The sequence below is a fragment of the Bacillus sp. z60-11 genome, from assembly GCF_046464135.1.
Taxonomy (GTDB): Bacteria; Bacillota; Bacilli; order Bacillales; family Bacillaceae; genus Bacillus; species Bacillus sonorensis_A.
The window spans coordinates 568,492-595,421 of record NZ_JBIYSN010000001.1 but is presented as its reverse complement, the minus strand read 5'-3'; the positions used below and the strand labels follow the sequence as shown (position 1 = coordinate 595,421).

The following is a 26,930-nucleotide window of genomic DNA, read 5'->3' as shown; positions in this document are numbered from 1 at the left end:
ATAAAACATTTCATTCCGGAAAAAACGCTTCTATCTTTTTTAAATCCGACTTTTTATTGACATTTAGAAATTCCCAAGATTCTGCGCCGATCGCTTGTGCTTCAATATACTTGACACGAATGCGGTCGAGGAAGCTCTTGATCTTCAGCTCATCTTGCAGAAGCTGTTCATATATGATGTGTTTGATCCGTTTGTGGTAGACGGCCGCAAGCGGCTGCGCCCTTCCGTCTGCAACCGCGACAACGGCGTCGCTCTCAGGCGTCAGCTGTTCGGTTAAAGCCTTGATTGTCGCGTGGCGGATAAGGGGTGTGTCACAGGCCAACACAACATATATGTCCCCTTCCTCATGCTCCATCGCCGTATATATGCCGGCGAGCGGGCCTTTCCCTCTGAAAGGCTCTATATCTTCCCATACTGTTTTTTCTCCGTACGACTTGAACCGTTCGGTCAGGCCGGGATGGCTCAATATCAGCGCTTCACCGCCAACTGCCTGTTTGCACCATTGATAAAGAGGCTTATTTTTCCACATTGCAAACGCCTTCGGTTCTCCAAACCGGCGTGATAATCCGCCTGATAAAACAACATAAACGGGCTTCATTTCTTTCACAGCCTTTCTTTTTCAAAGCAACAACCCTCTTCAAAAGCATAGCAAAAGTGCGGAAAGACGAACAAGTTTACAAAACGGATTTTTTGGGGAGACATGATCGGTCCGGCTTTTGCATATTGTAGTTGTAACATTTTTAGGAGGCTAAAATCACCATGAAAAAAACACCGGGTTCACTGCCTTACTTTCATGATTTATCACAGGAAAATCTCTTTTTAAAAGCGGAGCTGGCCAGGTGCCATCAATTGATTCACGAGCTTGAAGCAAGCTATTTTCACCAAAAAAACCATAAGCTCAATCAGGAAAATGCCGCAATGAAGGAGAAACTGCAGCAGCTGACACTGGAGCTTAAACGGGTTTCAGCCAACCGGGAGGAAGAGTCGGGGGATGCACTCAGCCGCATCAAGAGCGAATTATTGAATAAAATCGTTGTGCTCCATGAGCTTCTTCAAACAGAAACGTTTAAGCGGAAACAAGAAATCGAAGAAAAACACCGCCTTCACTTGGCAAAAATCAAATCCGAAGCGGAGAAAAAAGGCTTACATAAACAAATAGAAAACGAGAAACTCAATGTAGAAAAAGAAAGAAAGCTCAGGGAAACAACCGAAATCAACTTGAAAAATATCGCTGAAGAAAATAGCAGACTGAAAGATGAACTTCATGCTAAAAACCTGCAGCTGAAGGAGATTGAATCCGATGTGGCTTTATTAAAAGAACGGGTGGCAGCAACGAAAAAGCGTCTGTTGGAAGCCGAAAAAACGAAAGAAGCATTGTTTTACGAAACGATTCTTTCCTACAAAAGGCAGCTTGATGAAAGCGATAAGTGGATTGCTTCTCATTTTGCTGATATTGACACCTTCCGGGAAACGGAGCAAGCGCTTGAAAAAGACAAAGTGAGTGATGTATTCGCACGTTCAGAACAGGTGGAGACGGTCCTGCAATCGGTAACAGAGCAAGTTGACATGCTGCAAAAACAGCTGAGCCTCATTCAAGCCAATGACGCTAAAATGGAGCAAAAAATCGAAGAGTGGAAAAACCAGACGAAAGAGGAAAGTTCCCCGCAAAATTGGGTCTACAAAATCAGCAGAAAAGACAAAGAATCAAAACCATTAAATTAAATACCACTTTAAGTAAAAAAATGGTTTTTACAAAAAAACTGCTTGAGACGTTTTCTCAAGCAGTTTGGTCAGACGGCGGATCGACAATCGACCGCCGTTTTTTTTTGAAAATGCAAGCGCTATCTGGAAAAAGCAAGGATTAAATCTATTGCTGTTCAGTCTCAGTCTCGGTAGAGATTTCGCCCTCTAGTATATATTGTCCGCGGTATGGTTTTTTGACTTCCGGGTACATCTTGATCAAGCTTTGCATGAAGGTTGTCATATTCGGGATCTCAAGTCCGCTTTCTTTTTCAATTTCTTTTTGAAGTTCGGAGCTTTTGATTGCCGCATTGTGGCGTTTTAATGTTTTAATCGCCGCTTCACGCAGTTTTGCAGCCTTTGACCCCGGACGGGCTGTTCCCCTTCTGCGCCTTGTCGTTCCGTCTGGAATTCCGGCAGGCAGTGCGGAGGCTTGCGGAGAAGTCTGCTGCTGGTTTTTTTGAGATGTATGGGGCTGCTGTTGCTGCTGGTAGCTTTTCATCTCTTGTGCAGCCAATTCAGCTAAAACCGGGAGTGATTCGCTTTTTCGCTCTGTTCGAAAATCTTTTTTTGTATCGTTAAAGCTGGATGGGCGATCCAATTCGCGCAGCTTGGCATAAATATTATCACGCTCGATTTGATACTCCCTAATGACCTTAATCTCAGCCTCATTCAGCTGCTCTAATCTTAAACGCAATGCTTCCCTCTCGTTAAACATACCGTTTATACCCTCCTATCAGAATAAATAAACCTTCTAATAAAAATATTAGATTACCAAACTAATTTTATCAATTATTTTTTCGTTTTTCTACTGCTATTTCCCGTTAAGAAAATAGAACTAAATTTCCACAAAAGTTAGAGCCGCGGGAGTTTTTGAAGCATTTTGACCTACTCTACACCTTGTGTCGAATTATGGTAAATAATGAAGAAACCTAGAAAAATACTTTTTACAAGAACATAATTTAAAGGTTGAAGGTTTTGCCCAACATTAATGGAAAGTGTGAGAAATCGCTGATCATTCCGGCTTATAAATCCAGAATATTCAAAATTGGCAGATTTCCTCTGTCGAAACAGGGTATATTTATGCGGGAAAGCGCGCCGGAATTCTTTTTAGTGAAAAGCGGGACGTTAGGCTTATCCTAAGAAAGAAACAGTGTCTTATGGTCTATTTATAGAGAGGGGCGGAAAGCGGAAATTTTTTTGATTTTTTTTTTGAAAGGGCCGCCCTGCTAAATAAAAAACCCCCGGCAAAGGGGCTTTTGATCTCATTCGGCAGATTGTTCTGTTTCAGAAAGAACGCGGTTGACGCGTTTTTCGAGCATTTTCATTCCGCTGCCTCCGGCTTGAAAATGGCGAAGCTGGCCGGTCTTGTCAAATACATAATAAGCAGGGACATATTCATTTTCAAAAGCATCCGTTAATTTATGTTCGCTGTCAACAAAAATCGGCTGTGTAATATCGTGCTCAGCCGCTACCTCTTTAATTTTGTTGATGTCCAGGTCATCTTCTGAACGCGGCATATGAACGGCGACAACGTTCAGTTTATCACTATATCTGTCGCGGAATTCGTTGACTTGCGGCATCGCCTCTTTGCACAGGTGGCAGCTGATTGACCAAAAATGGATCAATGTCGGCTTTTCGCCGATCAGCTGTTCCTTTGTCACTTCTCCGTTTAACCATTCCTTTGCGCCAGTGAGCTCTGGCATAGGCTGACGTAGTTTCATGTTTTTTCCTCCATTGTGATTGTAGTCGATGAAAAAGGCCTAACAAATGTTAGACCTTTCCAATCTCGTTTCATCTATAAGAGACGAAATTAAAGCGTTGCTTGACCAGGTTTCCAGTTTGCAGGGCAAAGTCCGCCTGTTTGCAGCGCCTGCAGAACGCGCAATGTTTCATCAACATCGCGGCCAATGTTGTTATGGAAAACAGTTTGATATTGCATTTCGCCTTCCGGGTTAATGATGAACAATCCGCGGAGAGCGACGCCTTCTTCCTCGATCAGCACACCGTATTCACGGGAAACTTCATGGTTTGTGTCGGCTGCAAGCGGATATTTCAGCTGGCCAAGACCGTTTTCTTTGCGGTCTGTGTTGATCCAGGCAAGGTGAGTGTGGATTGTGTCGGTTGATACGCCGATCACTTCCGCATCAAGGTCTTCAAACTCGTCATAGCGGTCGCTCATCGCTGTGATTTCTGTCGGACACACGAAAGTAAAGTCCATCGGATAGAAGAAAAGCACAGTCCATTTGTCATTTTTCATGTTTTCTTCCAAGCTAACTTTACCGAATTCTTTGTTTGGAAGCACAGCTTCCATTTCAAAACGAGGCGCTTGTTTTCCTACCATGCGTTCTGCCATTTTATGTATCCCTCCAATAATATTTTTGGGTTCTGCTACCCATATCAAAATGAGAATCCAAATTAAAAATTCTCACTTAGTTAATAACATCACATATTTAATTATAATGGTTGTCGTTTTTTTAGTCAATATTAATTGATAATGAATTTAAATTAGTGGCATCTTTTTTGCTAGATCTTGACATTTCATTTTCTAAAAAGAGTGTACCACGCCTCAGGAAAGGAAACAAATCATTAGCTTCTGCACGTGAACAAGTTAAAACCGAAGCTTGAACTTCGGTTTTATCCCTGATTAATGTAGTTTTTGCTCAACCTGCTGACAAATTTCATCGGCTGTCAAACCGGTGGCCTGAATGACGGATGCCCCGGTCATCGTATCCGAGATCCCGAGCATGTCGTGATCAAGGCCTGTGACAACACAGCAGTCGCAGCCTTTAGCATCATCTTCGGTTTTCATCAAGACAACCTCATACCCTTTTTCCTTTAATGCAGCCTCAACATCTGAAAGAGATTGTTCGATTCCGATTTTTTTCGACATGAAGAAACACCTCCATCATTTAAGATGCCACATTTGCCTGGATTTTATACCAGTTTGTGCATCTAATTGGCGCGTGCTGAGAAATAAGCGGTCATCACGCGGACGGCTGTCTCAAGGGCTTCTTCTTTCGGTTGGAGTTTGGCATGATGAAGCCCGTACGGAGAATCGACACCGAGCCAAAACATAAAGCCCGGATATTTTTTCAGCATATAGCCAAAATCTTCGCCCGTCATCGCTTCTTTGGAACGGATCACTTCAGCCAGTCCGTTTTCTGAAACAAACTGCATGAAGTCTTCGACCAGTTCGCTTGAATTATAAACCTGATGATATGCCGCGGGATAGCTGACTTTTCCTTTGCAATGGTAGGCAGTCTCCAGACCTTTTACCATCGCTTCGATCCTTCTTTTCACCTCATCCATTGATGCGGGTGAAAGCGTCCGGATCGTACCTTCAAGCTTTGCTTTTTGGGCGATGATGTTTTGCGCAGATCCTCCCGTGATCGTCCCGATGGTGATCACCGCACTGTCCAACGGGTCCACGTTTCTGGCGACGATCGACTGCATTTGCGTGACAAGCGAACTGGCGGCCACCACCATATCCTCGGCAAGATGCGGATATGCCGCATGCCCGCCCTTTCCTTCAAGCTCGATGACAAGCTCTGACGTATTGGCAAACAGAAGCCCGCTTTTTGTCCCGATCGTTCCGACAGGAAGCTCAGGTGCGATATGCAGCGCCGTTATCATGCTCGGCGCCCACTTTTTAAACGGATCGCTTTCAAGCATCGGCTCCGCTCCCCCGGGACCTTCCTCGGCCGGCTGAAACAAAAACAGAAGATCCTGTTTGACCGGATGATGGACGAAGTGATCGATGATGCCAAGCGCTATCGTCATATGGAAATCATGTCCGCACGCATGCATGTTTTGCGGATGAACGGAAGCGAAGGAATATCCCGTGTCTTCTTCGATAGAAAGCCCGTCCATATCCGCTCTGTACGCTAAAATCTTGTCAGGCGCGGTTCCTTTAATCTTCACAAACAAGCCGGTCTTCCACTTTTCAATCTCAAGCCTGTTCTCGGGATACTTTTGCAAAAGGTTCAGAAGGTAGGCCTGTGTTTTATATTCCTGAAATCCGAGTTCCGGAATTTGATGCAAATCTCTGCGAATGGCTGATAGCTGCTCCAATTTCATTTTCTTAACCTCCCGCCTATACGAAAAGGCGTGGATTTTCAATCCACGCACTTTTTGATGCCGCTGATTAAAGCTGGCGCAATTCCTGTTTAATTTCTGTTTTGCCTTTTGTTTTTTCGTCGATATCTTTGATTTTTTTCGCAGGTGTTCCAGCGACTACCGTGTACGGCGCAACATCTTCGACAACGATCGCGCCGGCAGCGACCACCGCGCCTTTTCCGACTGTCACACCTTCAAGGACAACCGCGTTTGCGCCGATGACTACGTCATCTTCAATGACGACAGGCTTTGCGGAAGGAGGCTCGATTACACCGGCAAGCACAGCCCCGGCTCCGATGTGGCAGTTTTTGCCGACAGTGGCTCGTCCCCCGAGCACGACGTTCATATCGATCATCGTGCCTTCGCCGATCACAGATCCGATATTGATGGAAGCGCCCATCATGATCACGGCATTGTCGCCGATTTCCACTTGATCGCGGATGATCGCGCCGGGCTCGATGCGCGCTTTGATGTTTTTCAAATCAAGCATCGGAATCGCTGAATTGCGGCGGTCGTTTTCGACGACATGGTCTTCGATTTTGCTTTTGTTCGCTTCAAGCGCAGCTTGAATCTCGTCCCATTCTCCGAAAACAACGCCCGTGTTTCCCGTAATAAAAGTTTGTGCGGAAGCACCGAAATCGATTCCTTCAAGATCGCCTTTCACATACACTTTGACAGGTGTTGATTTCTTACTATTTTGAATAAATGAGATAATCTCATTTGCATCCATCATTTTCATTATGTAAGTCCTCCTTCTTTTTTTCTCTCATTACTGTATCAAAGGAAAGGTGTAAAAACAAGAAAAAAAGGAACCGGCGGCTCCGTTTCCTTTTTGCCTCTTATCAAGCCGGCACCTCGCACTTTTTTGCAAATTCCCTGCCGAAATCCAGCAGCTGATTTTCTTCTTCGCCCTCCGGGTTCATCTCGATTTTGACAGACGGAATCACGATTTCTCCGCCAAGCTCCTTGATTTTTTCTTCAAGGATGTCGACCGCCCCGCAAAAATGTTCGTAGGATGTATCACCCGACCCGAACACGGCAAACGTCTTGCCGCTGAAGTCCAGGCCTTCCATATCTTCATATATATCCAAAAACTCATCTGGGAGCTCTCCGTCCCCCCAAGTATAGGCGCCGAAAATCATATGCTCATAGTCATTAAAAAGCGCCGCGTCAATATCCATTGCTTCATGGCGGTCAACATCGGCCTTTCCTTCCAAAAGGCCTTTCTCAATTAAATCCGCCATCGCTTCCGTGTTTCCGGACATGCTTGCATAAACAAGTAAAACTTTCCCCATGGTGATGATTCCTCCTAAACACAATGTAAGTTCAGTGAGCTGCTTGAGGCTCCTCATACGGTCTGACAAATTTGCATTCATAGAGTCCCGCGCAAAAGAAATTTTCCTTCTGATTGGCCACTCTGAAGCCGTGCCCTTTAATGGTGTCAAACCATTTCAGCTCTTTTTCAAAAAAGTCAAGCTGATAGATTCTTGAGAATCCGTCCCGATCCTGGGCTGATGTGACATAAATGATCCCGTTGTCCTCCGATACATCAAGAAAGGTTTCTTCTTTATCATCGATGTCCGGTCTGATGCGTATCTCCTCATGTGTGTGGATATTGAGCATGTCGACAGCTCCATGCTTTCCTTTTTTTGATCCCATCGCACAAACCAGCCATTTTCCGCCGATGGCGATCATGGATGCAGTCATCCGCTCCGCTTCCTTTTTCACTAGAAAAGCGGTGTCTTGATTGAAATCATAGGCCCATACACCGCCGTGAAGCTCATGGATTCTCGTGCCGATGAACAGACGGTTTTCATGGAGACAAAGCGAACGGATCACCGGCGGATTATACAATTCTGAAAACGGCTTGACGATCTTCCAGGACACTCCGAAATCATCGGATATGTAGATGCAATGTTTGCCGTGAGCACACACAAATCCGTCATTCCGCCCTGTAATGGACCATATCGTTGCGTTTGTCGGAAAACTCGACAAAGACCATGTCAGCCCCTGGTCAGACGATCTGATAATAGTGCCGGATTCCCCAACACCAAACAAATAATCGCCGATATAGGTGATCGAACAGATTTTGCGTTTCAAAGGAAAAAGCTTTTTCCAGCCGTGTTCAAAAGAATAATGAAAAATCCCTTCCCGTTTAATGGCGACAAAATAGCCCGAATGTTTTGCGGATGCGACGGCTGTAGCCCCTTTATGAAACATGTGGCTCAGCCTGCCGCTTTTGATGTTCCGCCCATCTGATAAAGCCTGCTGCAAATTCTCTGCAGCACTCTTTGTCTTCAGCTGTTTCAGGGGCCAGCTCACATTTTAAGGTTTCGGCAAAAAGGTCGGCTCCCGTCTGTTCAAGCATGCTGTAAAATGTGTTTACCGCCTCGCAGAACTGCGGATATGCATAGTCCCCTGAACCAAAGCAGGCCGCTTTTTTCCCTTTTAAGTCCATGGCTGAGACCTCTTCATAAAACGCTTCGGCCTCATAAGGAAGATCACCGTCCCCCCATGTGTATGAGCCGATTAAAATGTAATCAAATTCAGGCAGTGAATCGATGTCGACATCATCCATCTCCTGACAGGAGACGTCAAGGGAATGCTCTGTGAACACATCCCGGATGATCATCGCGATATCTTCTGTATTGCCAGACATACTGGCGAATGCAATCAATGCTTTAGACAACTGAACCACCTCAGAGTAATTGATAATGATTTTCATTATTATATAGATACACTTTAAATGATAATGATTATCAATGTCAACAAAAGATATCAAAAAGGCAGCCTTCCTTAAGGAAGCACTGCCTTTTTGATGGTTTATTCCATTGATGAACAAGCTTTGACAACCTCTAAAAACGCCTGAACTTGTTTAAGCTGAAATGCCGGTTCATATCCCAACAGCCACGTATCCCTTCCGATAGCCTGTCCCTTCGAGTCAAGCAATGGCATTTTATGAACATGGCTTCCGCTGCCAACAAGTGTTACGGAAGGAAGGATCGCATAGCCGATTCCGTGAAAAGCCATTTGTTTACAGGTTTCAATTTGATCGACAATGATCGTCTGCTTCGGTGATGTTTTAAATTTTTGATGCCACCAATGCTGAATTTCCTGGTAGTAGGTGCTGTCGCTTTTAAACTGAATAAAGGGCCGCTCGGTTTTGGCGATATCCTCAATGTTTTGGATTTCCGTGTCAACGAGGTACAATTCGTCTCTCATCACATAATGCTTCGGTCCTTTCCACTCGGGATTCCCTCTGATAATCCCGATGTGAACGTGGTCTTCATAAAGGCTTTTCAGCATTTCGCTGCTCCAGCCTGTGATAAGCGAAATTTTAACGTTCGGATATTGTTTGACATACGTTTTTAAGACTTTGGGAAGCCAGTGCTGGCCGATAATAGAAGCGGCTGCCAGCTTCAGTGTGCCATGAATTTCCCCTTCCAGCTCATCAATATTTTCCTTGACCTTTTCCTGTTCCAGTGTCACGTCTCTGGCAAACTGGATGATTTTTTCTCCTGCGCTTGTGACGGTGAGGCCTTTTTGCGATCTTAAAAAGATTTTCGTCCCCCATGACTTCTCGATCGTCTGCAGCCGCTGTGAGAGAGCAGGCTGGGAAACAAACAAACGTTCAGCCGCCTTTCTCATGTTTAATTCCTCCGCCAGTACGACAAGCATATAAAGTTCCTGAAGCTGCATTGACACTCCTCTTTTCAATAAGTTTTTCTTATCATTCATTTTACGCAAATGGCTGTTTCTTCATCAAGCAGGAAAAAACACTTTGGAAATATTTGCGGGGGAAATGGTGGGGAGTGAAAAAACCTTGCAAATGAAAAATAGGCTGCTTTTCGCGCCTATTTATTAAATGTCCGAAGGTGTTTGTTCAACTGTTTTAAAACGACCCGCCGCGTAAATATGCCTTCAAAAACCTGATCCTCATTTTCAACACAAACAAACGCATGGTTGATCACCAATCCGAACCCTTTTAAGATCGGATCATCTGTCTTCAGGCGGGGAATGTCTGTCAGCATCACATCTTCAACATGCATTTGATCAAGCTTTTCAAATTCGATTCTTTCGAGTCCGAAAATTTTATCCATGATCATGTTGGTCCCGATTAATCCATGGAGACGGAAAGACGCATCAAGTACAGGGATGGCTGTATAACCGGTTTTCGTCAGAACGAGGAGGGCGTGTTCCAGGTTGTTTCCGACTTGAACATGGGCTACTTTATCAGCATCAATCATATATTGACCCACTGTCGCTTCAAGAAGCTCATCTGATTGCAAACTAATCATGATTTTTCGACTCCCTTTCAACTGTAATCCATCAACGCATGTTTTCCCTATACTACTATAATATAAACATTATCAGTTTTTGTCGAAAACTTTCCTTTTTTCAAAGATCAGTTTCCCACTTAAAAACGCGCTATGAAACAAAAAAGATACTCAGATGAGTATCAATTGATATAATTTGGCCTAATTGTCAGACCGGACACGGTCATATAAGGTTACCAGCTGTTTATATGTGTGGCTATCCACGTTTTTTGTACCCGTCTCTATATCATTGATCTCACTGCTTAACAGCTCTACGGCGTATTCATGGTTCAACAGTACGTTCAGCAACAGTTTTCTCTCTTCTTCTGAAAAGCGTTCCATTCTTAACCAGCCCCCTAATTGATTTAGCTAGAGTCAGAAGCTATATCTTCTCTCTAGTTTCTATAGGGCTAGAATATGAAATAAAAATTTAATCGTCAACCGCACATTTCGACATCTGTGCGATTTTCTTGCAAACAATTATTTTGTATATCGGTTTGCATAACTGGAAGCTGTATAGGAGTCGGGTTTGATTTTGGCGCAGATTCCCATCGAGGTGATCCGCCCTGTCATTTCCTGAATTAAATCCTTCGTCATCCCTTTTTTTCCGATATCCAAATGAACTTCAAGGGTCAAATCTGCTCCCTCGTCTGTAAACGGAAGAAGCAGATCCGTGATTTCGGTGAAATAGTCATTCAGAAGATATGCGGCAATTTCCTGACTGTAAGCCGTTTCCAGCGATATTTTCTCTCTGAGGCTATGTATCGGTCTTTTCACAATGGTGTTTTTTAAACAGCCCCATGCACCTTTGCCTTTGCGGTGCAAATGAATGGCAGTGATGAACTTCGTATAGTCCTGATGGATCTGAGAGTCCGTTCCGACCGACAGCAGATAGATTGAGCGCGGGTCATGAAGAATGAACGTCTTGAGCTTTTCGATCACTTCAGGAAAAGTCATTTGATCTTCAGAAAGATTGTAAAAAAGAAAAGAATCCGCCATTGGAATGCCCCTTTTCAATTATGATCTGAACCGAAGATGAACGTTAAAGCCTGCTACCCTTTTTTCGTCGGTATATTTTTCAAGCTGAATCCGCAGCTGTCACATTTGTATATGAGATTTTGATTGGACTGTGCTGTCAGGACCTGATCCATATGCTGCACGCTGTGGCAATGCGGACAAATAACGCCTGGAAATTTCATTCATATCCTCCTTATGCTTGAAGCAGTTCGAAGATCTCGATTGAAATCATATCGATATTGTCGAACGGAAACGTTGTAGGCTTATCTCCTTGTTGGTAAACTGTCAGCTCAAACGTTTGGTTTTTTTCAAAGTATTTTACACTGCATATTTTTTCCCCGTTTACTTCGAAATAGCGCTGCGTCGGTTCGCCGGCAGCCTCCGCAGTCTCTTGAAGGCTCTGCAGTCTCGTGATGATACCCATTAATTGTGACATTCTAAAAAAGACTCCTTTCAAAAAAACAACTTCAGGATCAACAAGTATTAATTATAATACAAGTTCTACACGCATCATACCACAAAGTATCAGGCGATGGCATTTTTCCTTTTCCTATCAGAAAAAGAAAACCGCTTTTTATAGTTTGAGTTTTCCTTTGAATGTCATACATAAAAAAATTTTGCAGACGAATCAGGCAGCATATTTCCGTTTTCGGGTGTCATCATTTATTTATTGACCATGCGGGTTGTTTTATTCCAAACCCAGAATTTTTCGCGCAAATAAAAAACTTGGCGGGGGCAGCGCCAAGTTTTTTAAATCTTGATCTGATAGAGGGGTTGGGGAACAGAGAGGTTTATCTCTCTATGGTTAAATGATAATGATTATCACTATCATTGTCAACTGTTTTCTGCGAATTTTTTTTAAAATGTGAAAGTCCAGCACTCCTCACGCGGACTCTCAAGCACAGAGTGCAAAAAAAGCGGCTCTCTCGGCCGCTTTTTAAATTAAACCATCCTGTTCATATAAATAGGAGTAAGGCAGATCAATAAACAGATACAGCTCTTCATCCATCGGATAGGAAAACGTTCTGATCATTTCTCCCGTTTCGATGTCGCTGTACAAATCACTGAAAAACCCTTTCCTCATCGTCCGCATTCTCATAATGTTCTCAAGAAAATACGGACGCCAGCTCCAGTTCTTGCCGATGTACTCCGGCTGAAACAGCCATGTTCCATCATGTTTATACACGTTTTTTGTCAGCTGAAAGCCGTCTTCATTGCACATGTAGATTCTGAAGCTGCAGTCGGTCAGCTCTTTTCCAAGGTGCAAGAGAAAGTCATCATCTGTTTGACTCGTTTTTTTCAACGATGTCACAAGCTGATGCACCCTTTTATAAAATTGTTCCGAGTGGTCATACAACACTTCGAGCTTCTTTTTCTCATGGGCGATGAATTGATGAAATTCAGCCTGAAGCCGGTCCTTCAATAAATCCCGTTCAACAAACTGCGGCCTCGGCAACTGTAAATACTGCCCCTGAAAATAGCGGCCTCCGTTTCGCCATGCGTACTGAAGCTGAAAGTTCGCTTCGATATCTTCGTACAGCAAGGCTGCGCCGATTTTTCTCGCTAAGAGCGATATGCTGTAAAGTACATATTCATAGGAAGGCGAAGGCGAGGACATCTTGAGCGGCTGAAGGTCAATCTTTAACAAATCCGGGGAAAGCAGGGCGATTCTGTCGAGATTGCTGCTTTCTTTTCCGATGTTGTCAACAGCGACTTTAATGCCGTATGTACGGTAATACGTCAGCAAATGGTGCAGCTGCTCAATATCCCCTTCAAAATGCTGCTCCGTGATTTCAATGACGAAGCGGTTCAGTTCGAGCCCTTTATCGCGATACTCCATCAAAAGCTCGAGGAACGATTCTCCGTGATCCATCATCAGCACATTGGCGTCTTGATTGATAAAGATCAAAAGGTCCGGGTCGCTGTCTAAAAAATGGTCAAGCGCCTGGCGGATCACTCTGAAATCAACCTCTGTTTTATATTCTTCAGGAATTGATGGATCAGAGAAAAAAGGCCCGAGGCTCTGAACATCGGATTCAACCTCGATTCGCCCCAGCACTTCATAGCCGATGACCTTCTGCTCTTCAGCGCTGAAGATTGGCTGATAATAAGGAATGACATTTTCAATGTTTGTTAAAATGTCGAGTGGATCCAACATGGCATATCACCTGCTTCTCATCTTTGTATGATTATACCATACCGCATCACACCTTGACATCGTTAAAACGGACGGGGGTTGAGCCATTGACCGCCGTCCATTGTCACACACTCTCCGTTTATATATGCGGCATGTTCGGACAGCAAAAATGATGCAAGCCCCGCGATTTCCTCAGGCGTTCCCAGCCTTCCAAGCGGAACGCTTTTGATCGTTGAAAGCGCCGCTTCTTCTGATTCAAACAGTTTTTCCGCACCGCCCGTCCTTTCAATCGGCCCCGGAGCGATCGCATTAACCCTGATCCCGTAGGTTCTCCCCCATTCGACGGCAAGCGTTCTTGTCAATGAGAGGACACCCGCTTTGGCCGCAGCGGAATGTACGACACCCGCCCCGGCTCCCCATGCATAGGTCGCCACCATGTTTAAAATCTGGCCTTCTTTTTTATGTTTCATCCAATATCTCCCGACCGCCTGACTGCAATAGAATGTCCCGTTCAACACGATGTCAATGACAGCCTTCCAGCCGTTGACGGACAGCTTTTCTGCCGGACAAATAAAATTGCCGGCCGCATTGTTCACGAGAGCATCTATCGTCCCAAAGCGGGCCGCCGTTTCATCAATCATGTGTTCCACATGTTCAACCGACCTGACATCCATCTGACATATCGCTACCTGCCCGGCGAATGTTTCGATCTCTTCTTTGGCCGCCAGAAGCGTTTCTTTTGTTCTCCCGGTAATCATCACATTCCAGCCCTGTTCGGCCTGCTTTCTGGCAATTGCTTTCCCCATTCCGCTTGATCCGCCGGTCACGATCACAACTTTTCTGTCCATTTTCCATCCCCCTTTTTCGTGAATGAGCATTCATTCAATAGACAGTTTACCATATCCGTTAAAAAAAATTAACAAAACTCGCAGATTGTCCTGATTTCCTTGGACGGATGATATAATGTAAGGATTCCTAAAAAAGGTTGGTTGATCATGAAAAAGCTTTCCAGAAGACAATTTTTAAAAGGGGTGTTGGGTCTTGCCGCGGCTGGTGTTTCAACAGCGGCGGGAGGCTACGGGTATGCCCGCTACCTTGAACCGCACAGCTTAGAAACAAATTTCATTCCGATCAGACATGCCCTTATCCCTAAAGGATTTGACAAATTTCGGATCGTCCAGTTCAGCGACACCCATTTGAGCGAGTACTTTACTGCAGACGAGCTTTTACATATCGTCGGACAAGTGAATCACCTCTCGCCTGATTTGATCGTATTCAGCGGAGATCTCATTGATAAACCTCATCTTTACAAAGATCATAACCGGGTTGTTTCAGCCTTGAAAAAGCTTAGCGCCCCTTACGGAAAGATTGCCATCTACGGCAACCATGATCATGGGGGCTACGGAACAAAAGTCTATCAGACGCTTATGGCTTCAGCCGGATTTAACGTGTTTCGAAACCGTTTTATGAACCTTGAGCTGATCGACGGCAGCAGGATTGAACTGGCTTCTCTCGACGACTTAATGCTCGGCCGTCCCAACTATGAAGCCGTCCTCTCCAACCTCAGCGAAAAGGCCTTTTCGATTTTGCTGGTCCATGAACCGGATGCCGCGTTAACGGCACAGAATTATCCCGTCAACCTGCAAATCTCGGGACACACCCACGGAGGCCAGGTTCAGCTCCCGATATTCGGCCCTCTGATCACCCCTCCGTACGGTGAAATTTATACGGAAGGAATGTACGAGCTGAACGGGATGAAAATTTACGTCAATCGCGGCATCGGGACAACAAGGCTGCCGCTCCGTTTTTTGTCGAAACCTGAAATCACCGTATTTCAATTGGAATCAAGATAAATCGCTCCGGTCTTTTGGCTCAAAAAAGGAAACATTTGCATACATTAAGACAAATAGAAAAAACGCCCGCTCCTTTTCACCTCATTCCAAACTCAGGAAAACGAAACTTCCACAGCCTCTTTCCGTCTAATATAAAGCAGCGGAAAAGGCTCCTTTTTCGTTTTAAAAAGGAGATGTTCATAAGACATTGCTGATGTATCAAGTAAAGCCGGGAGAAACATGGGAAAGCATCGCCCGCGATTTTAGAACGTCGCGCACGGCGCTGGTTCAGGCAAATCCAGGTTTGAACGGCGGCCCGCTTTATGCTGGTCAGACCATCGTGATCCCGGGAATCAGAAATCCGGACACAATCCCTTACCGGATTGTCGTGTCGCTTAGCGCCAAAACCCTGCAGTTGTTTGATCGGGGACGATTGATCAAAACCTATCCGGTTGCAGTCGGTAAAATCCTCTCACAGACGCCGAGAGGCGAATTCTATATTGTCAATCGGCAGCCGAACCCGGGCGGGCCGTTCGGTGCCTATTGGTTAAGCCTGTCAAAAATACACTACGGCATCCACGGAACGAATAACCCTGCCTCAATTGGCAAAGCTGTTTCAAAGGGATGTATCCGCATGCACAACCGGGATGTTCTGGAACTAGCTTCGATCGTGCCAAACGGAACCCGAGTGTCCATTACGCCATAAACAGTACATTCCAGACAAAACAAATTTGAACAATATACCGTATTGTATTAAGATATAGTAGGACCTTTAGGGTAAGGAGCGTATATATGGATCTTTTTAAAAATCGTAACTTCGTCCGACTTTTTTTCGCAGCTTTCGCTTCTCAAATGGGAACGACAGTTGGAAATATGGCTTTCGCTTTTTTCTTGCTCGACCGGTTCAGCAGCCAGCCGGCTTATACGACGATCGCCGAGCTCATGTACTCGTTGCCGACGGTCTTTGTGTTCTTTATCGTCGGTGTGGTCGCTGACCGTTTTGACCGCAAGAAAGTGGCCGAAAACTGTGATTGGATCAGGGCGGGACTGACCGTCGTTCTCTTTTTTGTTTTATATCTGAAAATCATACCGCTTGTGTTTTTCGTTCTGTTTATCAGAAGCGCGGTGACAAAATTTTTCTATCCTGCCGAAGCAAGCTTGGTTCAGGCGATATTAAGAAAGGACCAATATGCCAAAGCGGCCGGGCTCAATCAAATGCTGTTCAGCCTGTTTCTCTTATTCGGCGTAGGACTGGGAGCTTTTATGTATAAGACGATCGGCCTGCATGGAGCGATCGCTCTCGATTTTATCAGCTTTATCATTTCAGCCCTTTTAATCCGTTCCTGTGATATTTCCCTCGAAGCGAGGAAACCAAACGGTGAAAAAGGCTGGAAAAACGTCACGGTCAAAAATTCATTGCACGATTTTAAAGAAGGGATCGTGTACATTTTAAAAAACAAATTGCTCGCTTCCCTCGTATTCGGATATTTTGCGTTTGGACTTGTAAGCGGCGGACTGAGTGTTCTGCCGATGTTTAAAATGAAGTATGAACTGTCCCCCGACAGTTACGAGTGGCACACATCGCTCTTTACAGTCGTTCTCGGCATCGGACTTTTGACAGGGATCGCCGTCGGCGCTCTGCTTGAAAAAAAAGTGAAGCCGGAATACCTGATGTCCGTACCGATCTTTATTGCAGGAGTGTTTATCATTCTGCTCGGGTTTACGGACCAATTGCCTGTATATTATGCGGCTGCTTTTTTGGCCGGGATTTGTCTCGGCCCAGTCAATACCGCTCTTGGAGGCTGGATTCCTAAAATCGTCCATCCAAGGCTGATGGGAAGGGTCAGCGGCTGGACGGATCCGCTCACAATGCTCGCCCAATCCTCGGCGCTCGGGATGATCGCTGTTTTATTTCCAGCATTTATTGCCAAGGTTGATTATATATATTACGGTTTGGCGGGAGTTATTCTGGTGACCGCCCTGTATTACTTTATCGCCTTGCCTAAATTCAGCGCCCAGACGGCTGAAATCGACGTCCAAGCGGAATTGAGAAGACAAAAAAATACAAAAGCGAAAATAAACTCTGTTTTATAAAGGTGAAAACGCGCGATTGATTAAAAATTCGCGCGTTTTTTCTATGATATATTTGCATTTTCTCTTCTATTTCGTATAATTTAGACATAAGCCTTACATCCTTAGGAGGTGGTAAGGAAAGAATGAATAGGAGAGAAAAAATGGACGACCATAATCATACGAAAGACATAAAACCAACGATCGAGAACCTGTCAAAAGCGATTTATACAGTGAATCGCCACGCGAAGACCGCGACTAATCCCAAATACCTGTATCTCCTGAAAAAGAAAGCTTTGCAAAAGCTCGTCAATGAAGGAAAGGGTAAAAAGATAGGACTTCATTTTTCAAAAAATCCAAGATTCAGCCAGCAGCAGTCAGATGTGCTCATTTCTCTTGGAGACTACTTTTTTCACATGCCTCCAACTAAAGAAGACTTCGTCAACCTTCCGCACTTAGGTACATTAAATCATACGTATCGGAACCCTAAAGCTCATATGTCTTTGAATATAGCCAAGCAGCTTCTGCAAAACTACACGGGGCTGAAAGAAAAGCCGCTTGTCACAAACAAAAAGCGCCCTTCTCAAAAACCCGTATTCAAAAAGCTTGGTGAAAGCTATTTCTGATCAGACAAAATAAAAAAAGCCTCATAAAGGGGCTTTTTTTATTTTTGGAAAATATACTTGTCCAGCTTTTCAATCAGTTCGTTAAGCTCAGGTTTGCTGATTTGTTCGTCCGCGCCGACCCTTTCCCCTTTATGGCGAAGGTCATCTGTAATCAGCGAAGAGAAAATCAATATCGGCAGATCAGAGCTTAACGGGTTGTCTTTCAGGAGCTTTGTCAGGCGATGCCCGTCCATCTGCGGCATCTCGATGTCTGTGATCATCAGGTCGACTTTTTCGCGAAGAGCGGTGCCGTCTTCCATCAGCTGAAGCATGTGGTCATACGCATCTTTTCCATTTTCAAACGAATCGATGTTATTGTAGCCCGCTTCATTCAGCTTTTCGACCAGAAGGCGGAGCAGCAGAGGAGAATCTTCAACGATGACAAGCTTTTTGTCGGTGCGCCTCTCGTCAAACTTCTCATTTTTCATCTGAAAAGGATCGATGCCTGATGCCGATTCAAGATCAAAAATAATTTTTTCGTAGTCAGGCAGGAATATCATTAGGCCGTTAAGCTTAATGATCCCGGTCATATGCCTTTCCATCCCTTGATTCAAAGCTGTCGGCTTTTCAATCTCCTCCCATGACACCCGGTGGATCTGTGAAACCGGGCCTGTATGGAACACGATTTTCCGCTTATTGAATTCAGTGACAATGTATTTCTCCTGGTTTTTTTCTTCTCCATGCTCCACTCCAAAGAAAGAGAAAAGATCAATAACGGGAAGAATCTCCCCGCGCAGCGTGATCATTCCTTCCATATGCTGATGGGAATGAGGCACTTTCGTAATCTCGACCGGCTGAATAATTTCTCTGACCTTCATTACATTTATGCCGAAAATGTTGTGACCAACTTCGAACTTTACGATTTCTAATTCATTGGTTCCGGAACTTAATAAAATTTCCTGGTTTAAAGACACTGATATCCCTCTCTATCCTAGATGATATTGTATCTTTTATATCGGCGTCTTTCATGAAAAGTTGATGTTCTAAATCAAGCTTTTACTTTTACAAATCGGTGAATGATCAGTCCGATGACAGCCAGTATCATCAGCGATCCGAAGGCCATCCTGCTCGCGACATTTCCCATGTCTTTAAACACCAGTGTGATCGATCCGTAAAGGACCGGTCCGAAGATGGAAGAAATTTTTCCTGACAAAGCGAACAAGCCGAAAAACTCGCCTCTTTTATGCTCCGGTGTCAGTTCAATAATCAGTGTCCTTGACGCGACCCATGTTCCGCCAAGCGCGATTCCAAACAGGCTGCCCGCCACCCAAAACAATGCGGCTGATGTCGTAAACACAGCGATCGCAAGCGCGGTAATCAAAATGACGGCCACAATGCTGACCGCTCTTTTGGCCCCGACCCGCTTTGTTACATAGCCGAGAATGAATGAACCGATGATGCTTGATAAGGTGGAGACAAGATAAAGGATAAGAAACTGCCCTTTCGTAAAACCGATAATGGCTGTTGAATAGACCGACATCATCGCCACCGTCGTCGAGATGGAATCATTGAGAAAAAAGTATGCGATCATAAATAAGAAAACCGGGCGGTACAAACGAATATCCTTAAACGTCTCGGCAATTTCCTTGTATCCGCTGAAAAACGATTTCTTCTCTATTGCCTCGGGTTTTCTGCGCTCTTTTGTGAAGATAAGGTAAGGAAGGGAAAAGATCAGAAACAACAGGGCGGACGGGATGAATGCTTTATGAAAATCATGATTACCAACCAGCAAATAGACGGTTAAACCGGCCAATGTGCCGATATACCCGACCGCAATGCCAAATCCGGAGAGCAGCGGGATTTCATCTTTTGTTCCTAAATCAGGCAAAATCGTATCGTAAAACACAAGGCTTGAATGATAGAAAAACTTTGCTGTCACAAATAAAACGACAACGAGAATCAATGATAAAGGAAGGCCGTAAACCTTTTGCTGAAAAGAAGCGCCCGCAAAAACCCCCATTAAAATGGTGCAAGCCACACAGATCATCGTAAACAGGCCGATATATCTCTTTTTCCTTCCTGTACGGTCGATCAAAACCCCGAATAATGGCGTAAAAATGACGAGCAAAAAACTTGCCGCAGCATTTGAGTATGAAATAAATGTGCTGGCCACCTGGTTCATAACATCGCTATCACCGACCGCCTCCTGTAAATAATAAGGAAAAAAGATCGTCACGATATTTGACGAAAAAATCGTATTGGCAAAATCGTATAAAGCCCAGGAAATGATCGGCAATGTCAAAAACAACTTGATTCCATTTCTCTGCGCCCGCTTTAAAGCTTGTTCCTGTTCCGGCTGAATATCCATATGGATGTGCCTCCTCATGTTTTTTTGCACAAGACAGCACGCATTCAAGCTGAAAGCGTGCTGTCTTTGTCATCCGTTAATTTTTTACGACGATGGTACCGGCTAAGAGATCATGAAGCGCCTGCCGCTTCTCTGTGAAAAACGCCAAAATATAGCCGATCATTAATATCGGAGATAAGAAGCTTCTGGCAAAAAATCGTCCGGCTGCACGGCCGAATGAGATTCTTCCGCCCTCAGCTTCCGCTTCCACAACCTGAATGCCCATGATTTTCTTGCCCAGCGTCGCCTGCCATTTGGATGATTCCATCAGTGTGAAATACAGAAAATAAACGATAAATGAGAGGGCTGCCATAATCCCCGCGACTTTAAAAACCGAGGACAAAACAGTGAAGAATTCCTGGTTTGTGACCTTCTCGGGATCTCTTTCAATAATGCTCATGAATTCAACATCCCCCATGAACAATTGAATAGAAATCACAAGGGTGACGATATACATCGGAATACCAAGAATGATACTATCGATAAAAGAAGCCAAAAAACGCGAACCGATTCCGGCCAAGTTGCTCCCGGCTGCAGGAGCTGTTTCATGTTTGCTTAATTCCAAGGTATTTCCTCCTAACATCTGACTTCTATATACTACTAAGACATGCCGAATGTTATCAATATGAAATGCGCTTTTTTAAACTTAAATTAATGTACAGATCACAAGCTTTTCATTGACTTTCAGGTTTATCGTGTTACAATGGTCAAGGATTTTAGAAGAAAGGTGTTAACGATGGGAACGATTGTGCTGATCAAAAATCATGAATTGACCGTTTTAGAGGACGTAAGCAAAGCTGATTTTGAAGAAATGGAAAAGAACGTTTCAGATAGTGATCACGTTTACATATCTTGGAAAGAACATCTTGATTCAGATTATGGATATTGAGCTGATCTTTCGATAAGGCAATCTGTGGGATTGTCTTATTTTTCTATTCAAAGAAAAGCCGGCAGCCTGTCTGCATGTCATTCCAGCCGGCCGCATATACTGGTTTTAGAATCAAAAAATTGATTGATTAAAAGATGACAATTCATCTGATGATGGTAAAATAAGATAAACCATAACATTTCTAAGGTGATGAAAACATGGAACATTTGCTTAATCCGAATGTGAAAGAAATTGAAATTTCAGGAATCCGCAAATTCTCAAATCTTGTCTCTCAGTATGAAAATGTAATCTCTTTAACAATCGGCCAGCCTGACTTTTTCACGCCTCATCATGTCAAACAAGCTGCCAAAAAAGCGATAGATGAAAATCATACAGCTTATACCCACAATGCAGGGTATCCGGAGCTGAGACAGGCAGTCCAGCTGTACATGAAAAAAAAGGCCGATTTAAATTATGATGCAGAAAGCGAGATCATTGTCACAACGGGAGCCAGCCAGGCGATTGACGCCGCTTTTCGGACGATTTTATCACCCGGTGACGAAGTGATTCTTCCAGGTCCCGTATATCCCGGATATGAACCGATCATCAAACTGTGCGGTGCATCGCCTTTAATCATCGATACGACGTCTCACGGCTTTAAGCTGACAGCAAAATTAATCGAAGAAGCCCTGACGCCAAAAACAAAGTGTGTCGTTCTCCCTTATCCGTCAAATCCGACGGGAATGACGCTTTCAGAGGACGAACTGAAGGAAATCGCTTCTCTTTTAAAAGGGCGAAATGTGTTTGTTCTTTCTGACGAAATATACAGCGAACTGACCTTTGACAGACCACACCATTCAATCGCATCCGTTTTAAGGGATCAGACGATTGTCATCGGCGGACTGTCCAAGTCCCACAGTATGACCGGCTGGCGAATCGGTTTCCTATTCGCTCCAAAGGAAATCGCCAAACATATTTTAAAAGTTCATCAGTACAACGTATCATGCGCTTCTTCCATCTCCCAAAAAGCGGCTTTGGAAGCCGTCACCAATGGGGTTGATGATGCGCTGATCATGAGAGAGCAATATAAAAAGCGGCTTGATTACGTATACGACAGGCTCGTGACAATGGGGCTCGATGTCATTAAACCGTCGGGGGCATTTTACATCTTCCCTTCTATTAAATCGTTTGGAATGTCTTCCTTTGAATTTTGCACTCGCGCTTTAGAGGAAGAGGGACTGGCGATTGTGCCGGGCAGCTCGTTTTCTGAATATGGGGAAGGCTATGTGAGGATCTCTTACGCATATTCTCCCGATACACTGAGGGAGGGACTGGACCGGCTGGAGACGTTTGTGTTCAATAAGAGGCAGTCGGTTCAAACCACATAAACAACGGCTTTTACGCCGTTGTTTTTTATTTTATTTCGGAAAGGAAATGACAAATGTTGTGCCTTTTTCCATTTTGCTGTCCACCTCGATTGTTCCATTGTGATTTTCGATGATGTTAAAGGTGACCATCAAACCGAGACCCGTTCCTTTTTCTTTCGTCGTTAAAAAAGGCTCGCCGATTCGTTCGAGGACGTGTTCCGGTATTCCTTCTCCTTCATCTTGAACCTCGACTGTGACAGACTCATCCGTTTCCTTGACGCTCAAATGAACAGTGCCTCCATCAGGCATTGATTCGACAGCGTTTTTAATCAGGTTGATAAACACTTGTTTTAGTTGGTTCGGGTCCCCTTTGATATGAATTTTGTCATTTGGCAGATTGGTATGAATCATAATGCCGTTCAAATTGGCCTGTGTTTCTAGAAGAGCCGTGACTTCGCGAATCAGCCTGATCAGATCAAGCTGTTCACTCAGAGCGTTCTGCTGCGGCTTGGCGAGCATCAAAAGCTCGCTTAAAATCAATTCGATTCTGCTTAATTCGGAAAAGATAATATCAAAATAATGTTCATTTTCTTCCATCGTCGGCTTCATCAGCTGCAAAAACCCTTTAATCGCTGTCAGCGGATTGCGGATTTCGTGGGCGATTCCGGCTGCGAGCTGACCGGCAATCGACAGCTTTTCCGAGCGCACCATCAGCTCTTCCGTCTGCTTGCGCTCCGAAATATCCCTCAAAATGACCTGTACAGCTGTCTCTCCGAAAAATGTCGTCGGAATGCAGACCATTTCCGTATAGATGAGCCGCTTTTCAAATGTGTACCACGTTTGTTTGATGATTTCTGAATCAGACTTGCGGTCGGTGATCCGTTTCAGCCTGGCTTTCACATTTTCATGATCACAATGATGGAGATGTTCATAAATATCCTTGCCGATGAGGTCTTCATATGTTTTCGCCTCAAACAGACGAATCCCTGATTCATTCATAAAAACCCATCTTCCGTTATGAATGACGGCGATGGTGTCGATAGAATTTTGAATCAGGAGCTGGTAGCGTTCTCTGCTTTTTTGCAAAATCGTCTGGAATTTTTTTCGCGAAGAAATATCAATAAGCAGCAGAAGTTCGGCTTTTTGGTTTTGATAGATGGTCGGCGCTGATTTCACCTCAAGATGGATTTGTGTGCCGTCCAGCTTTTTCCACGTCTGCTCAATCATCCCGACTTCAAGCCCCTGCTGCATTCTTTTAATGCGGTTCTTGACGATGTCATGGTATTCTTTCTCAATAAAATCATAGGAATACTTTCCGATAATTTGCTGTTTATGCTCTGCCCCGAGCAGGGTGACCATGGCATCATTCACATAAACGATTTCCCCTTGAACGCTGATACACAGAGGATTTGGCAAGCCTTCCACCATCGCTTTAAATTCCTCATTCGCCGGCGGCTCGGCCGCTTTTTTCAAATCGCTTTCCTCTTTTTTCGAGCTGCTCTTCTTAGAGGGACGGTCTTCAAAAACTTTCATTTTGAGTACAATTTCCCGTTCTTTTTCTCCAACATGGGTCGTAACAAAATCAATCGATGCCTCGACCCAGATCATTGTGTAATCCTTTTTCACAAATCTGAAGGTGCATGGCAGCAAATGATGTTCATTGTAAAAATAGCTTTCTACCAGAAAAAGATCGTCTTCGTGCAAATAGTCCTTCAAATACGTACCGATCAGCTCACTCTGCTGATAGCTCAACAGTTCTTTGCAGTTTGCAGATATGTATATAAAGCGGCCGTTTGCTGAAAGGACTGCCTGTAAATTCATATGAGGTTTATATTGCTCAAAACGCTTTGTTTTCTGTTCCATCATATCCCTCCTTTATACCCTATTCATCACCAGCATTCTTTAAAACGATTTTGTTTAAAAAGATTCGCTAAAATGCGAGGAATCTCCTTCAAAACATCTAGCATTCGTCAAATTTTGATAACAAAAAAAGAACGCGGAAAAAATCCGTGTTCTTTTTTGTCTAATCCTTGTTATATTTTTTTTGCAACTCGACGTAGGCTTTGACGATTTTGGCTGAGATGTTTTTGTTGATTCCTGTTTTATCGTTGATGACGGATGGAACGACAACGCTGAACGCGATTTCCGGTTTTTCTGAAGGATAGTAGCCCGCAAAGGTTAAGTTGTAGGTATCATTTCCCCACCAGCTTCTATTTGTGCCGTAATATTTCGTTTCAGCAGTTCCGGTTTTGCCCGATACGTCAAGCGAACCGAATGTCCCGGCGGCAGTTCCCGTCTGGGTTACTCTTTTTAATCCCCGCTTGACGATTTCGATGTCACTTTTCGAGTTGTTGATTTGATTCAGCACATTGGCGGATCGTTCCTCAATGACAGGTCCAAGCTTTTCGCTCTCAGGCTGGCGGATGCTTTTCACGACCCTTGGCTGAACCCTGTACCCGCCATTTGCAATCGCAGACATATATTGAGCGAGCTGCAAAGGTGTATACGTATCATATTGTCCGATGGCTTCATTGAGGATCAGCCCTCCGACTAAATCCGGGGTCGTCTGCATTCCGGCCGACTCCTGCGGTAGATCTATGCCTGTTTTCACGCCCAGCCCGAACTGGCTGTAGTAATTTCTCATTTTATTCAAGTCTTCCTGATCCGCCGGAAGGGCGCCATGCGGTTTATAGGTAACACCTGCAATATACATCGCAACATGGAACATATATACGTTCGAACTTTTTTCAAGAGCCCTGACTTCATCGGTCCAGCCAATGCTGTTCCCTCTGTAGGATCCTGTTTCAACACCGCCTGCAAAGTATAACTTTGTGTCTAAATAGTGTTGCCCGTGCGGCATGCCGCTTTGGTATCCGGCAAGCACTGTCGCGCCTTTGACCGCCGACCCCATTTCATACTGGGTCGTAAACGTACCGATGGCGTAATCGGTTATTTTGCCGTCGACGATCCGTTTGCCGGCCATTGACAGAATGTCTCCGTTATTCGGGTCCATCATGACGACGAACGCCCTGTCAAGCATGTAATTTGAACCGCGGAATGTGTTGAGTTCATCTTCAATGATCTTTTCGACTTTCTTTTGCAGCTCCATGTCAAAGGTCAACTGCAGGTCGTAGCCGCGCCTTCCTTCATCAATTGTTTCCTGGCTGATGACTTCGCCTGAGCGGTTTTCCGTATATTGAACCTTTGCTTTTTTCGGATTTAAATATTCTTCATATTGATACTCGAGGTAGCTTTTTCCGACTCTGTCATTCCGGGCATATCCCCTTGTCAGGTAGAAGTCCTCCCTATCCTTGATGAGTCCTTGTTCAGGCGTTGTGACGCCTCCGAAAATAGAGTAAAGCGTCTTTTCATAAGGGTATTTGCGGGTCCAGTCCATGATGACATCGACCCCTGGCAGCTCTTCCAAATGCTCGGATACCCGGGAGACTTCCTCATAGGTCAAATCGTTGGCAGGCAGCTGTTTTGAATCTTTTTCATCCAGCAGCTTCGCATCGTCTTTCGAAGCGGTTTTCGGATTCATGGCTTTAACGATTTGCGGCTCATAGGCATAGCCGCCGGAAAATCTTCTGAAAATAGCGGCGACTTCAAGCTCCTCTTTATCCCTTTCGAGCGCTTTAATCTCTTCTTCTGGAACACGGTCGACCTGAAGCTTGTATGTTTTGTCAGACTTCAAGGTTTTTTCTCCGTCTTTCAAGAGAGCAGCCGCCTTTTTCGGATGTTTGGCAAGCCAGTAATCTTTCAAATCTCTTTCTTTCAGAAATGATGTATCGATATTGATCAATTCTGCAAGCTTTTTGGCTGTTTTGATTTTGTCTTCCGTCTTGGTGCTCGTCATCACCGTATATGTGATCGCGGGTACGCTTTGGTTGTCGACAACCACCCGCCCGTATCTGTCATACATTTTGCCCCGCGGTGCAGGATAAGACGCGATTTTGGCTTCTGTTTTTGAAGCCTGCTGCTCATACTCTTCTCCTTTGACGATTTGCACGAGGCCCAGCTTGACAATCAGTGCCGCGAACAGGGTGAACACCGCAAAGAAATACAGGTTGATCCGCCACATCCGTGATCGTCTGCTTTTTTTCACTTCAGCCGGATCATGTCGAGATTCTGTCACTGAAACATTCTCTCCTCTCACAATATTCAATTTTCACATTAATTAACCGATCATATTGTAACACTTTTGTAATGGTTGTTACAATCTAAAGTTATATAAAAAGCTGTCAATCTCTTTTTATATTAAAATTTAACTAACATATTTAAAATTTGGTACGTTTATGACAAGACGTGTAAAATAGAGGTTTGGTTACACCTTGATAGCAAAGGTTTTTTATTTTTTTATGTCAAAATTAACAACAATCGCTTGTCAAAGGAAATTACTGGTTCAATTATTTCAAAAAAGCCGTGTTATGATGCTAGTGTACGAAACAAAAT

General features: G+C 44.3%; 29 protein-coding genes and 1 pseudogene. 7 read left to right on the top strand and 23 right to left on the bottom strand.

The features are described from left to right. Positions 1 to 10: 10 nt before the first annotated feature. Positions 11 to 598 carry a molybdenum cofactor guanylyltransferase gene (locus tag ACINLD_RS03170; RefSeq protein ID WP_077737234.1) on the bottom strand — a complete coding sequence of 196 codons (588 nt, stop codon included), beginning with the start codon at positions 596 to 598 and terminating at the stop codon, positions 11 to 13. A gap of 161 nt (positions 599 to 759) precedes the next feature. On the opposite strand from ACINLD_RS03170, the gene ACINLD_RS03165 reads away from it, so the two are divergent. Continuing rightward, the gene (locus ACINLD_RS03165; RefSeq protein ID WP_077736902.1) at positions 760 to 1,722 is read left to right on the top strand and encodes a sporulation protein; all 963 of its coding nucleotides are present in this window, start codon (positions 760 to 762) and stop codon (positions 1,720 to 1,722) included. Between the two features lie 145 nt (positions 1,723 to 1,867). Here the strand turns inward: ACINLD_RS03165 and rok are convergent, their stop codons facing one another. The 17 genes from rok to fadH form a co-directional block, all read right to left on the bottom strand. Continuing rightward, a complete protein-coding gene (gene rok, locus ACINLD_RS03160) occupies positions 1,868 to 2,458 on the bottom strand; it encodes a transcriptional regulator Rok (RefSeq protein WP_026586778.1) in 591 nt (196 codons plus the stop codon). A 547-nt stretch (positions 2,459 to 3,005) separates the two neighbouring features. Beyond that, positions 3,006 to 3,464: a TlpA family protein disulfide reductase gene (locus ACINLD_RS03155; RefSeq protein ID WP_026586777.1), complete on the bottom strand. Its 459-nt coding sequence runs from the start codon at positions 3,462 to 3,464 to the stop codon at positions 3,006 to 3,008. An 89-nt stretch (positions 3,465 to 3,553) separates the two neighbouring features. Continuing rightward, positions 3,554 to 4,096, bottom strand: a complete 543-nt coding sequence (gene ahpA / locus ACINLD_RS03150) for a biofilm-specific peroxidase AhpA (RefSeq protein WP_026586776.1) — start codon at positions 4,094 to 4,096, stop codon at positions 3,554 to 3,556. Between the two features lie 291 nt (positions 4,097 to 4,387). Further along, positions 4,388 to 4,633: a YkuS family protein gene (locus ACINLD_RS03145; RefSeq protein ID WP_026586775.1), complete on the bottom strand. Its 246-nt coding sequence runs from the start codon at positions 4,631 to 4,633 to the stop codon at positions 4,388 to 4,390. A gap of 62 nt (positions 4,634 to 4,695) precedes the next feature. Next, the gene (locus tag ACINLD_RS03140; protein WP_077736903.1) at positions 4,696 to 5,820 is read right to left on the bottom strand and encodes an N-acetyldiaminopimelate deacetylase; all 1,125 of its coding nucleotides are present in this window, start codon (positions 5,818 to 5,820) and stop codon (positions 4,696 to 4,698) included. A gap of 67 nt (positions 5,821 to 5,887) precedes the next feature. Further along, positions 5,888 to 6,598, bottom strand: coding sequence for a 2,3,4,5-tetrahydropyridine-2,6-dicarboxylate N-acetyltransferase (gene dapD, locus ACINLD_RS03135; RefSeq protein WP_026586773.1), 711 nt, complete (start codon positions 6,596 to 6,598; stop codon positions 5,888 to 5,890). Positions 6,599 to 6,701: 103 nt separating this feature from the next. After that, a complete protein-coding gene (locus tag ACINLD_RS03130; RefSeq protein ID WP_026586772.1) occupies positions 6,702 to 7,154 on the bottom strand; it encodes a flavodoxin in 453 nt (150 codons plus the stop codon). 31 nt (positions 7,155 to 7,185) lie between these two features. After that, positions 7,186 to 8,079: a WD40/YVTN/BNR-like repeat-containing protein gene (locus tag ACINLD_RS03125; protein WP_077736904.1), complete on the bottom strand. Its 894-nt coding sequence runs from the start codon at positions 8,077 to 8,079 to the stop codon at positions 7,186 to 7,188. Further along, positions 8,069 to 8,548: a flavodoxin gene (locus ACINLD_RS03120; protein WP_026586770.1), complete on the bottom strand. Its 480-nt coding sequence runs from the start codon at positions 8,546 to 8,548 to the stop codon at positions 8,069 to 8,071. Before ACINLD_RS03120 ends, ACINLD_RS03125 begins: the two co-directional genes overlap by 11 nt. 134 nt (positions 8,549 to 8,682) lie before the next feature. Beyond that, a complete protein-coding gene (locus ACINLD_RS03115) occupies positions 8,683 to 9,558 on the bottom strand; it encodes a LysR family transcriptional regulator (protein ID WP_026586769.1) in 876 nt (291 codons plus the stop codon). 155 nt (positions 9,559 to 9,713) lie between these two features. Then, on the bottom strand, positions 9,714 to 10,157 hold the full coding sequence (gene cbpB / locus ACINLD_RS03110; RefSeq protein WP_026586768.1) for a cyclic-di-AMP-binding protein CbpB: 444 nt from the start codon (positions 10,155 to 10,157) through the stop codon (positions 9,714 to 9,716). A gap of 180 nt (positions 10,158 to 10,337) precedes the next feature. Beyond that, positions 10,338 to 10,517: an antirepressor AbbA gene (abbA, locus tag ACINLD_RS03105; protein WP_026586767.1), complete on the bottom strand. Its 180-nt coding sequence runs from the start codon at positions 10,515 to 10,517 to the stop codon at positions 10,338 to 10,340. A gap of 138 nt (positions 10,518 to 10,655) precedes the next feature. Then, a complete protein-coding gene (locus ACINLD_RS03100; RefSeq protein WP_026586766.1) occupies positions 10,656 to 11,174 on the bottom strand; it encodes a ribonuclease H-like YkuK family protein in 519 nt (172 codons plus the stop codon). 53 nt (positions 11,175 to 11,227) lie between these two features. Then, complete coding sequence (locus ACINLD_RS03095) at positions 11,228 to 11,374, bottom strand: hypothetical protein (RefSeq protein WP_179115733.1); 147 nt, start codon at positions 11,372 to 11,374, stop codon at positions 11,228 to 11,230. A gap of 11 nt (positions 11,375 to 11,385) precedes the next feature. Beyond that, the gene (locus ACINLD_RS03090; RefSeq protein WP_026586765.1) at positions 11,386 to 11,628 is read right to left on the bottom strand and encodes a YkuJ family protein; all 243 of its coding nucleotides are present in this window, start codon (positions 11,626 to 11,628) and stop codon (positions 11,386 to 11,388) included. 501 nt (positions 11,629 to 12,129) lie between these two features. After that, positions 12,130 to 13,350, bottom strand: a complete 1,221-nt coding sequence (locus ACINLD_RS03085; RefSeq protein ID WP_026586764.1) for an EAL-associated domain-containing protein — start codon at positions 13,348 to 13,350, stop codon at positions 12,130 to 12,132. Between the two features lie 62 nt (positions 13,351 to 13,412). Next, on the bottom strand, positions 13,413 to 14,177 hold the full coding sequence (fadH, locus tag ACINLD_RS03080; RefSeq protein ID WP_077736906.1) for a 2,4-dienoyl-CoA reductase: 765 nt from the start codon (positions 14,175 to 14,177) through the stop codon (positions 13,413 to 13,415). 147 nt (positions 14,178 to 14,324) lie between these two features. Between fadH and ACINLD_RS03075 the strand changes: the two genes are divergently transcribed. The 4 genes from ACINLD_RS03075 (at position 14,325) to ACINLD_RS03060 (ending at position 17,857) form a co-directional block, all read left to right on the top strand. After that, positions 14,325 to 15,182 (top strand): metallophosphoesterase, encoded by an 858-nt coding sequence (locus tag ACINLD_RS03075; protein ID WP_026586762.1) that lies wholly within the window; start codon positions 14,325 to 14,327, stop codon positions 15,180 to 15,182. Between the two features lie 187 nt (positions 15,183 to 15,369). Continuing rightward, entirely contained in the window at positions 15,370 to 15,867 is a 498-nt protein-coding gene (locus ACINLD_RS03070; protein WP_026586761.1) for a L,D-transpeptidase family protein, read from the top strand. A gap of 86 nt (positions 15,868 to 15,953) precedes the next feature. Continuing rightward, positions 15,954 to 17,255, top strand: a complete 1,302-nt coding sequence (locus ACINLD_RS03065) for an MFS transporter (RefSeq protein WP_026586760.1) — start codon at positions 15,954 to 15,956, stop codon at positions 17,253 to 17,255. Between the two features lie 140 nt (positions 17,256 to 17,395). Next, positions 17,396 to 17,857, top strand: coding sequence for a YkyB family protein (locus tag ACINLD_RS03060; protein ID WP_026586759.1), 462 nt, complete (start codon positions 17,396 to 17,398; stop codon positions 17,855 to 17,857). Positions 17,858 to 17,895: 38 nt separating this feature from the next. Here the strand turns inward: ACINLD_RS03060 and ACINLD_RS03055 are convergent, their stop codons facing one another. The 3 genes from ACINLD_RS03055 to ACINLD_RS03045 form a co-directional block, all read right to left on the bottom strand. Further along, the gene (locus ACINLD_RS03055; protein WP_026586758.1) at positions 17,896 to 18,810 is read right to left on the bottom strand and encodes a chemotaxis protein; all 915 of its coding nucleotides are present in this window, start codon (positions 18,808 to 18,810) and stop codon (positions 17,896 to 17,898) included. A 74-nt stretch (positions 18,811 to 18,884) separates the two neighbouring features. Further along, positions 18,885 to 20,204 carry an MFS transporter gene (locus ACINLD_RS03050; RefSeq protein ID WP_026586757.1) on the bottom strand — a complete coding sequence of 440 codons (1,320 nt, stop codon included), beginning with the start codon at positions 20,202 to 20,204 and terminating at the stop codon, positions 18,885 to 18,887. A gap of 76 nt (positions 20,205 to 20,280) precedes the next feature. Continuing rightward, positions 20,281 to 20,808, bottom strand: a complete 528-nt coding sequence (locus ACINLD_RS03045) for an RDD family protein (RefSeq protein ID WP_026586756.1) — start codon at positions 20,806 to 20,808, stop codon at positions 20,281 to 20,283. A gap of 171 nt (positions 20,809 to 20,979) precedes the next feature. On the opposite strand from ACINLD_RS03045, the gene ACINLD_RS03040 reads away from it, so the two are divergent. Together ACINLD_RS03040 and ACINLD_RS03035 are read left to right on the top strand one after the other, a co-directional pair. Continuing rightward, positions 20,980 to 21,132, top strand: a complete 153-nt coding sequence (locus ACINLD_RS03040; RefSeq protein WP_179115734.1) for a hypothetical protein — start codon at positions 20,980 to 20,982, stop codon at positions 21,130 to 21,132. Positions 21,133 to 21,329: 197 nt separating this feature from the next. After that, a pseudogene (locus ACINLD_RS03035) lies at positions 21,330 to 22,549 on the top strand (aminotransferase A). On the opposite strand, the gene ACINLD_RS03030 reads toward ACINLD_RS03035, so the two are convergent. Next, entirely contained in the window at positions 22,530 to 24,341 is a 1,812-nt protein-coding gene (locus ACINLD_RS03030; protein WP_026586754.1) for a PAS domain-containing protein, read from the bottom strand. The pseudogene ACINLD_RS03035 and the gene ACINLD_RS03030 sit on opposite strands and share 20 nt — an antisense overlap. A gap of 160 nt (positions 24,342 to 24,501) precedes the next feature. Beyond that, a complete protein-coding gene (locus ACINLD_RS03025) occupies positions 24,502 to 26,613 on the bottom strand; it encodes a peptidoglycan D,D-transpeptidase FtsI family protein (protein ID WP_026586753.1) in 2,112 nt (703 codons plus the stop codon). Positions 26,614 to 26,930 lie beyond the last annotated feature (317 nt).

What these genes read in the sequence shown, in the direction of transcription:
- ACINLD_RS03155 (WP_026586777.1), bottom strand. Translation starts at nt 3,464, where the DNA reads ATGAAACTACGTCAGCCTATGCCAGAGCTCACTGGCGCAAAGGAATGG.
- ACINLD_RS03075 (WP_026586762.1), top strand. Translation starts at nt 14,325, where the DNA reads ATGAAAAAGCTTTCCAGAAGACAATTTTTAAAAGGGGTGTTGGGTCTT.
- ACINLD_RS03060 (WP_026586759.1), top strand. Translation starts at nt 17,396, where the DNA reads ATGGACGACCATAATCATACGAAAGACATAAAACCAACGATCGAGAAC.
- ahpA (WP_026586776.1), bottom strand. Translation starts at nt 4,096, where the DNA reads ATGGCAGAACGCATGGTAGGAAAACAAGCGCCTCGTTTTGAAATGGAA.
- ACINLD_RS03130 (WP_026586772.1), bottom strand. Translation starts at nt 7,154, where the DNA reads ATGGGGAAAGTTTTACTTGTTTATGCAAGCATGTCCGGAAACACGGAA.
- rok (WP_026586778.1), bottom strand. Translation starts at nt 2,458, where the DNA reads ATGTTTAACGAGAGGGAAGCATTGCGTTTAAGATTAGAGCAGCTGAAT.
- ACINLD_RS03170 (WP_077737234.1), bottom strand. Translation starts at nt 598, where the DNA reads ATGAAGCCCGTTTATGTTGTTTTATCAGGCGGATTATCACGCCGGTTT.
- ACINLD_RS03095 (WP_179115733.1), bottom strand. Translation starts at nt 11,374, where the DNA reads ATGAAATTTCCAGGCGTTATTTGTCCGCATTGCCACAGCGTGCAGCAT.
- ACINLD_RS03090 (WP_026586765.1), bottom strand. Translation starts at nt 11,628, where the DNA reads ATGTCACAATTAATGGGTATCATCACGAGACTGCAGAGCCTTCAAGAG.
- fadH (WP_077736906.1), bottom strand. Translation starts at nt 14,177, where the DNA reads ATGGACAGAAAAGTTGTGATCGTGACCGGCGGATCAAGCGGAATGGGG.
- dapD (WP_026586773.1), bottom strand. Translation starts at nt 6,598, where the DNA reads ATGAAAATGATGGATGCAAATGAGATTATCTCATTTATTCAAAATAGT.
- cbpB (WP_026586768.1), bottom strand. Translation starts at nt 10,157, where the DNA reads ATGATTAGTTTGCAATCAGATGAGCTTCTTGAAGCGACAGTGGGTCAA.
- ACINLD_RS03040 (WP_179115734.1), top strand. Translation starts at nt 20,980, where the DNA reads ATGGGAACGATTGTGCTGATCAAAAATCATGAATTGACCGTTTTAGAG.
- ACINLD_RS03065 (WP_026586760.1), top strand. Translation starts at nt 15,954, where the DNA reads ATGGATCTTTTTAAAAATCGTAACTTCGTCCGACTTTTTTTCGCAGCT.
- ACINLD_RS03125 (WP_077736904.1), bottom strand. Translation starts at nt 8,079, where the DNA reads ATGTTTCATAAAGGGGCTACAGCCGTCGCATCCGCAAAACATTCGGGC.
- ACINLD_RS03165 (WP_077736902.1), top strand. Translation starts at nt 760, where the DNA reads ATGAAAAAAACACCGGGTTCACTGCCTTACTTTCATGATTTATCACAG.
- ACINLD_RS03115 (WP_026586769.1), bottom strand. Translation starts at nt 9,558, where the DNA reads ATGCAGCTTCAGGAACTTTATATGCTTGTCGTACTGGCGGAGGAATTA.
- ACINLD_RS03030 (WP_026586754.1), bottom strand. Translation starts at nt 24,341, where the DNA reads ATGGAACAGAAAACAAAGCGTTTTGAGCAATATAAACCTCATATGAAT.
- ACINLD_RS03145 (WP_026586775.1), bottom strand. Translation starts at nt 4,633, where the DNA reads ATGTCGAAAAAAATCGGAATCGAACAATCTCTTTCAGATGTTGAGGCT.
- abbA (WP_026586767.1), bottom strand. Translation starts at nt 10,517, where the DNA reads ATGGAACGCTTTTCAGAAGAAGAGAGAAAACTGTTGCTGAACGTACTG.
- ACINLD_RS03100 (WP_026586766.1), bottom strand. Translation starts at nt 11,174, where the DNA reads ATGGCGGATTCTTTTCTTTTTTACAATCTTTCTGAAGATCAAATGACT.
- ACINLD_RS03140 (WP_077736903.1), bottom strand. Translation starts at nt 5,820, where the DNA reads ATGAAATTGGAGCAGCTATCAGCCATTCGCAGAGATTTGCATCAAATT.
- ACINLD_RS03050 (WP_026586757.1), bottom strand. Translation starts at nt 20,204, where the DNA reads ATGGATATTCAGCCGGAACAGGAACAAGCTTTAAAGCGGGCGCAGAGA.
- ACINLD_RS03085 (WP_026586764.1), bottom strand. Translation starts at nt 13,350, where the DNA reads ATGTTGGATCCACTCGACATTTTAACAAACATTGAAAATGTCATTCCT.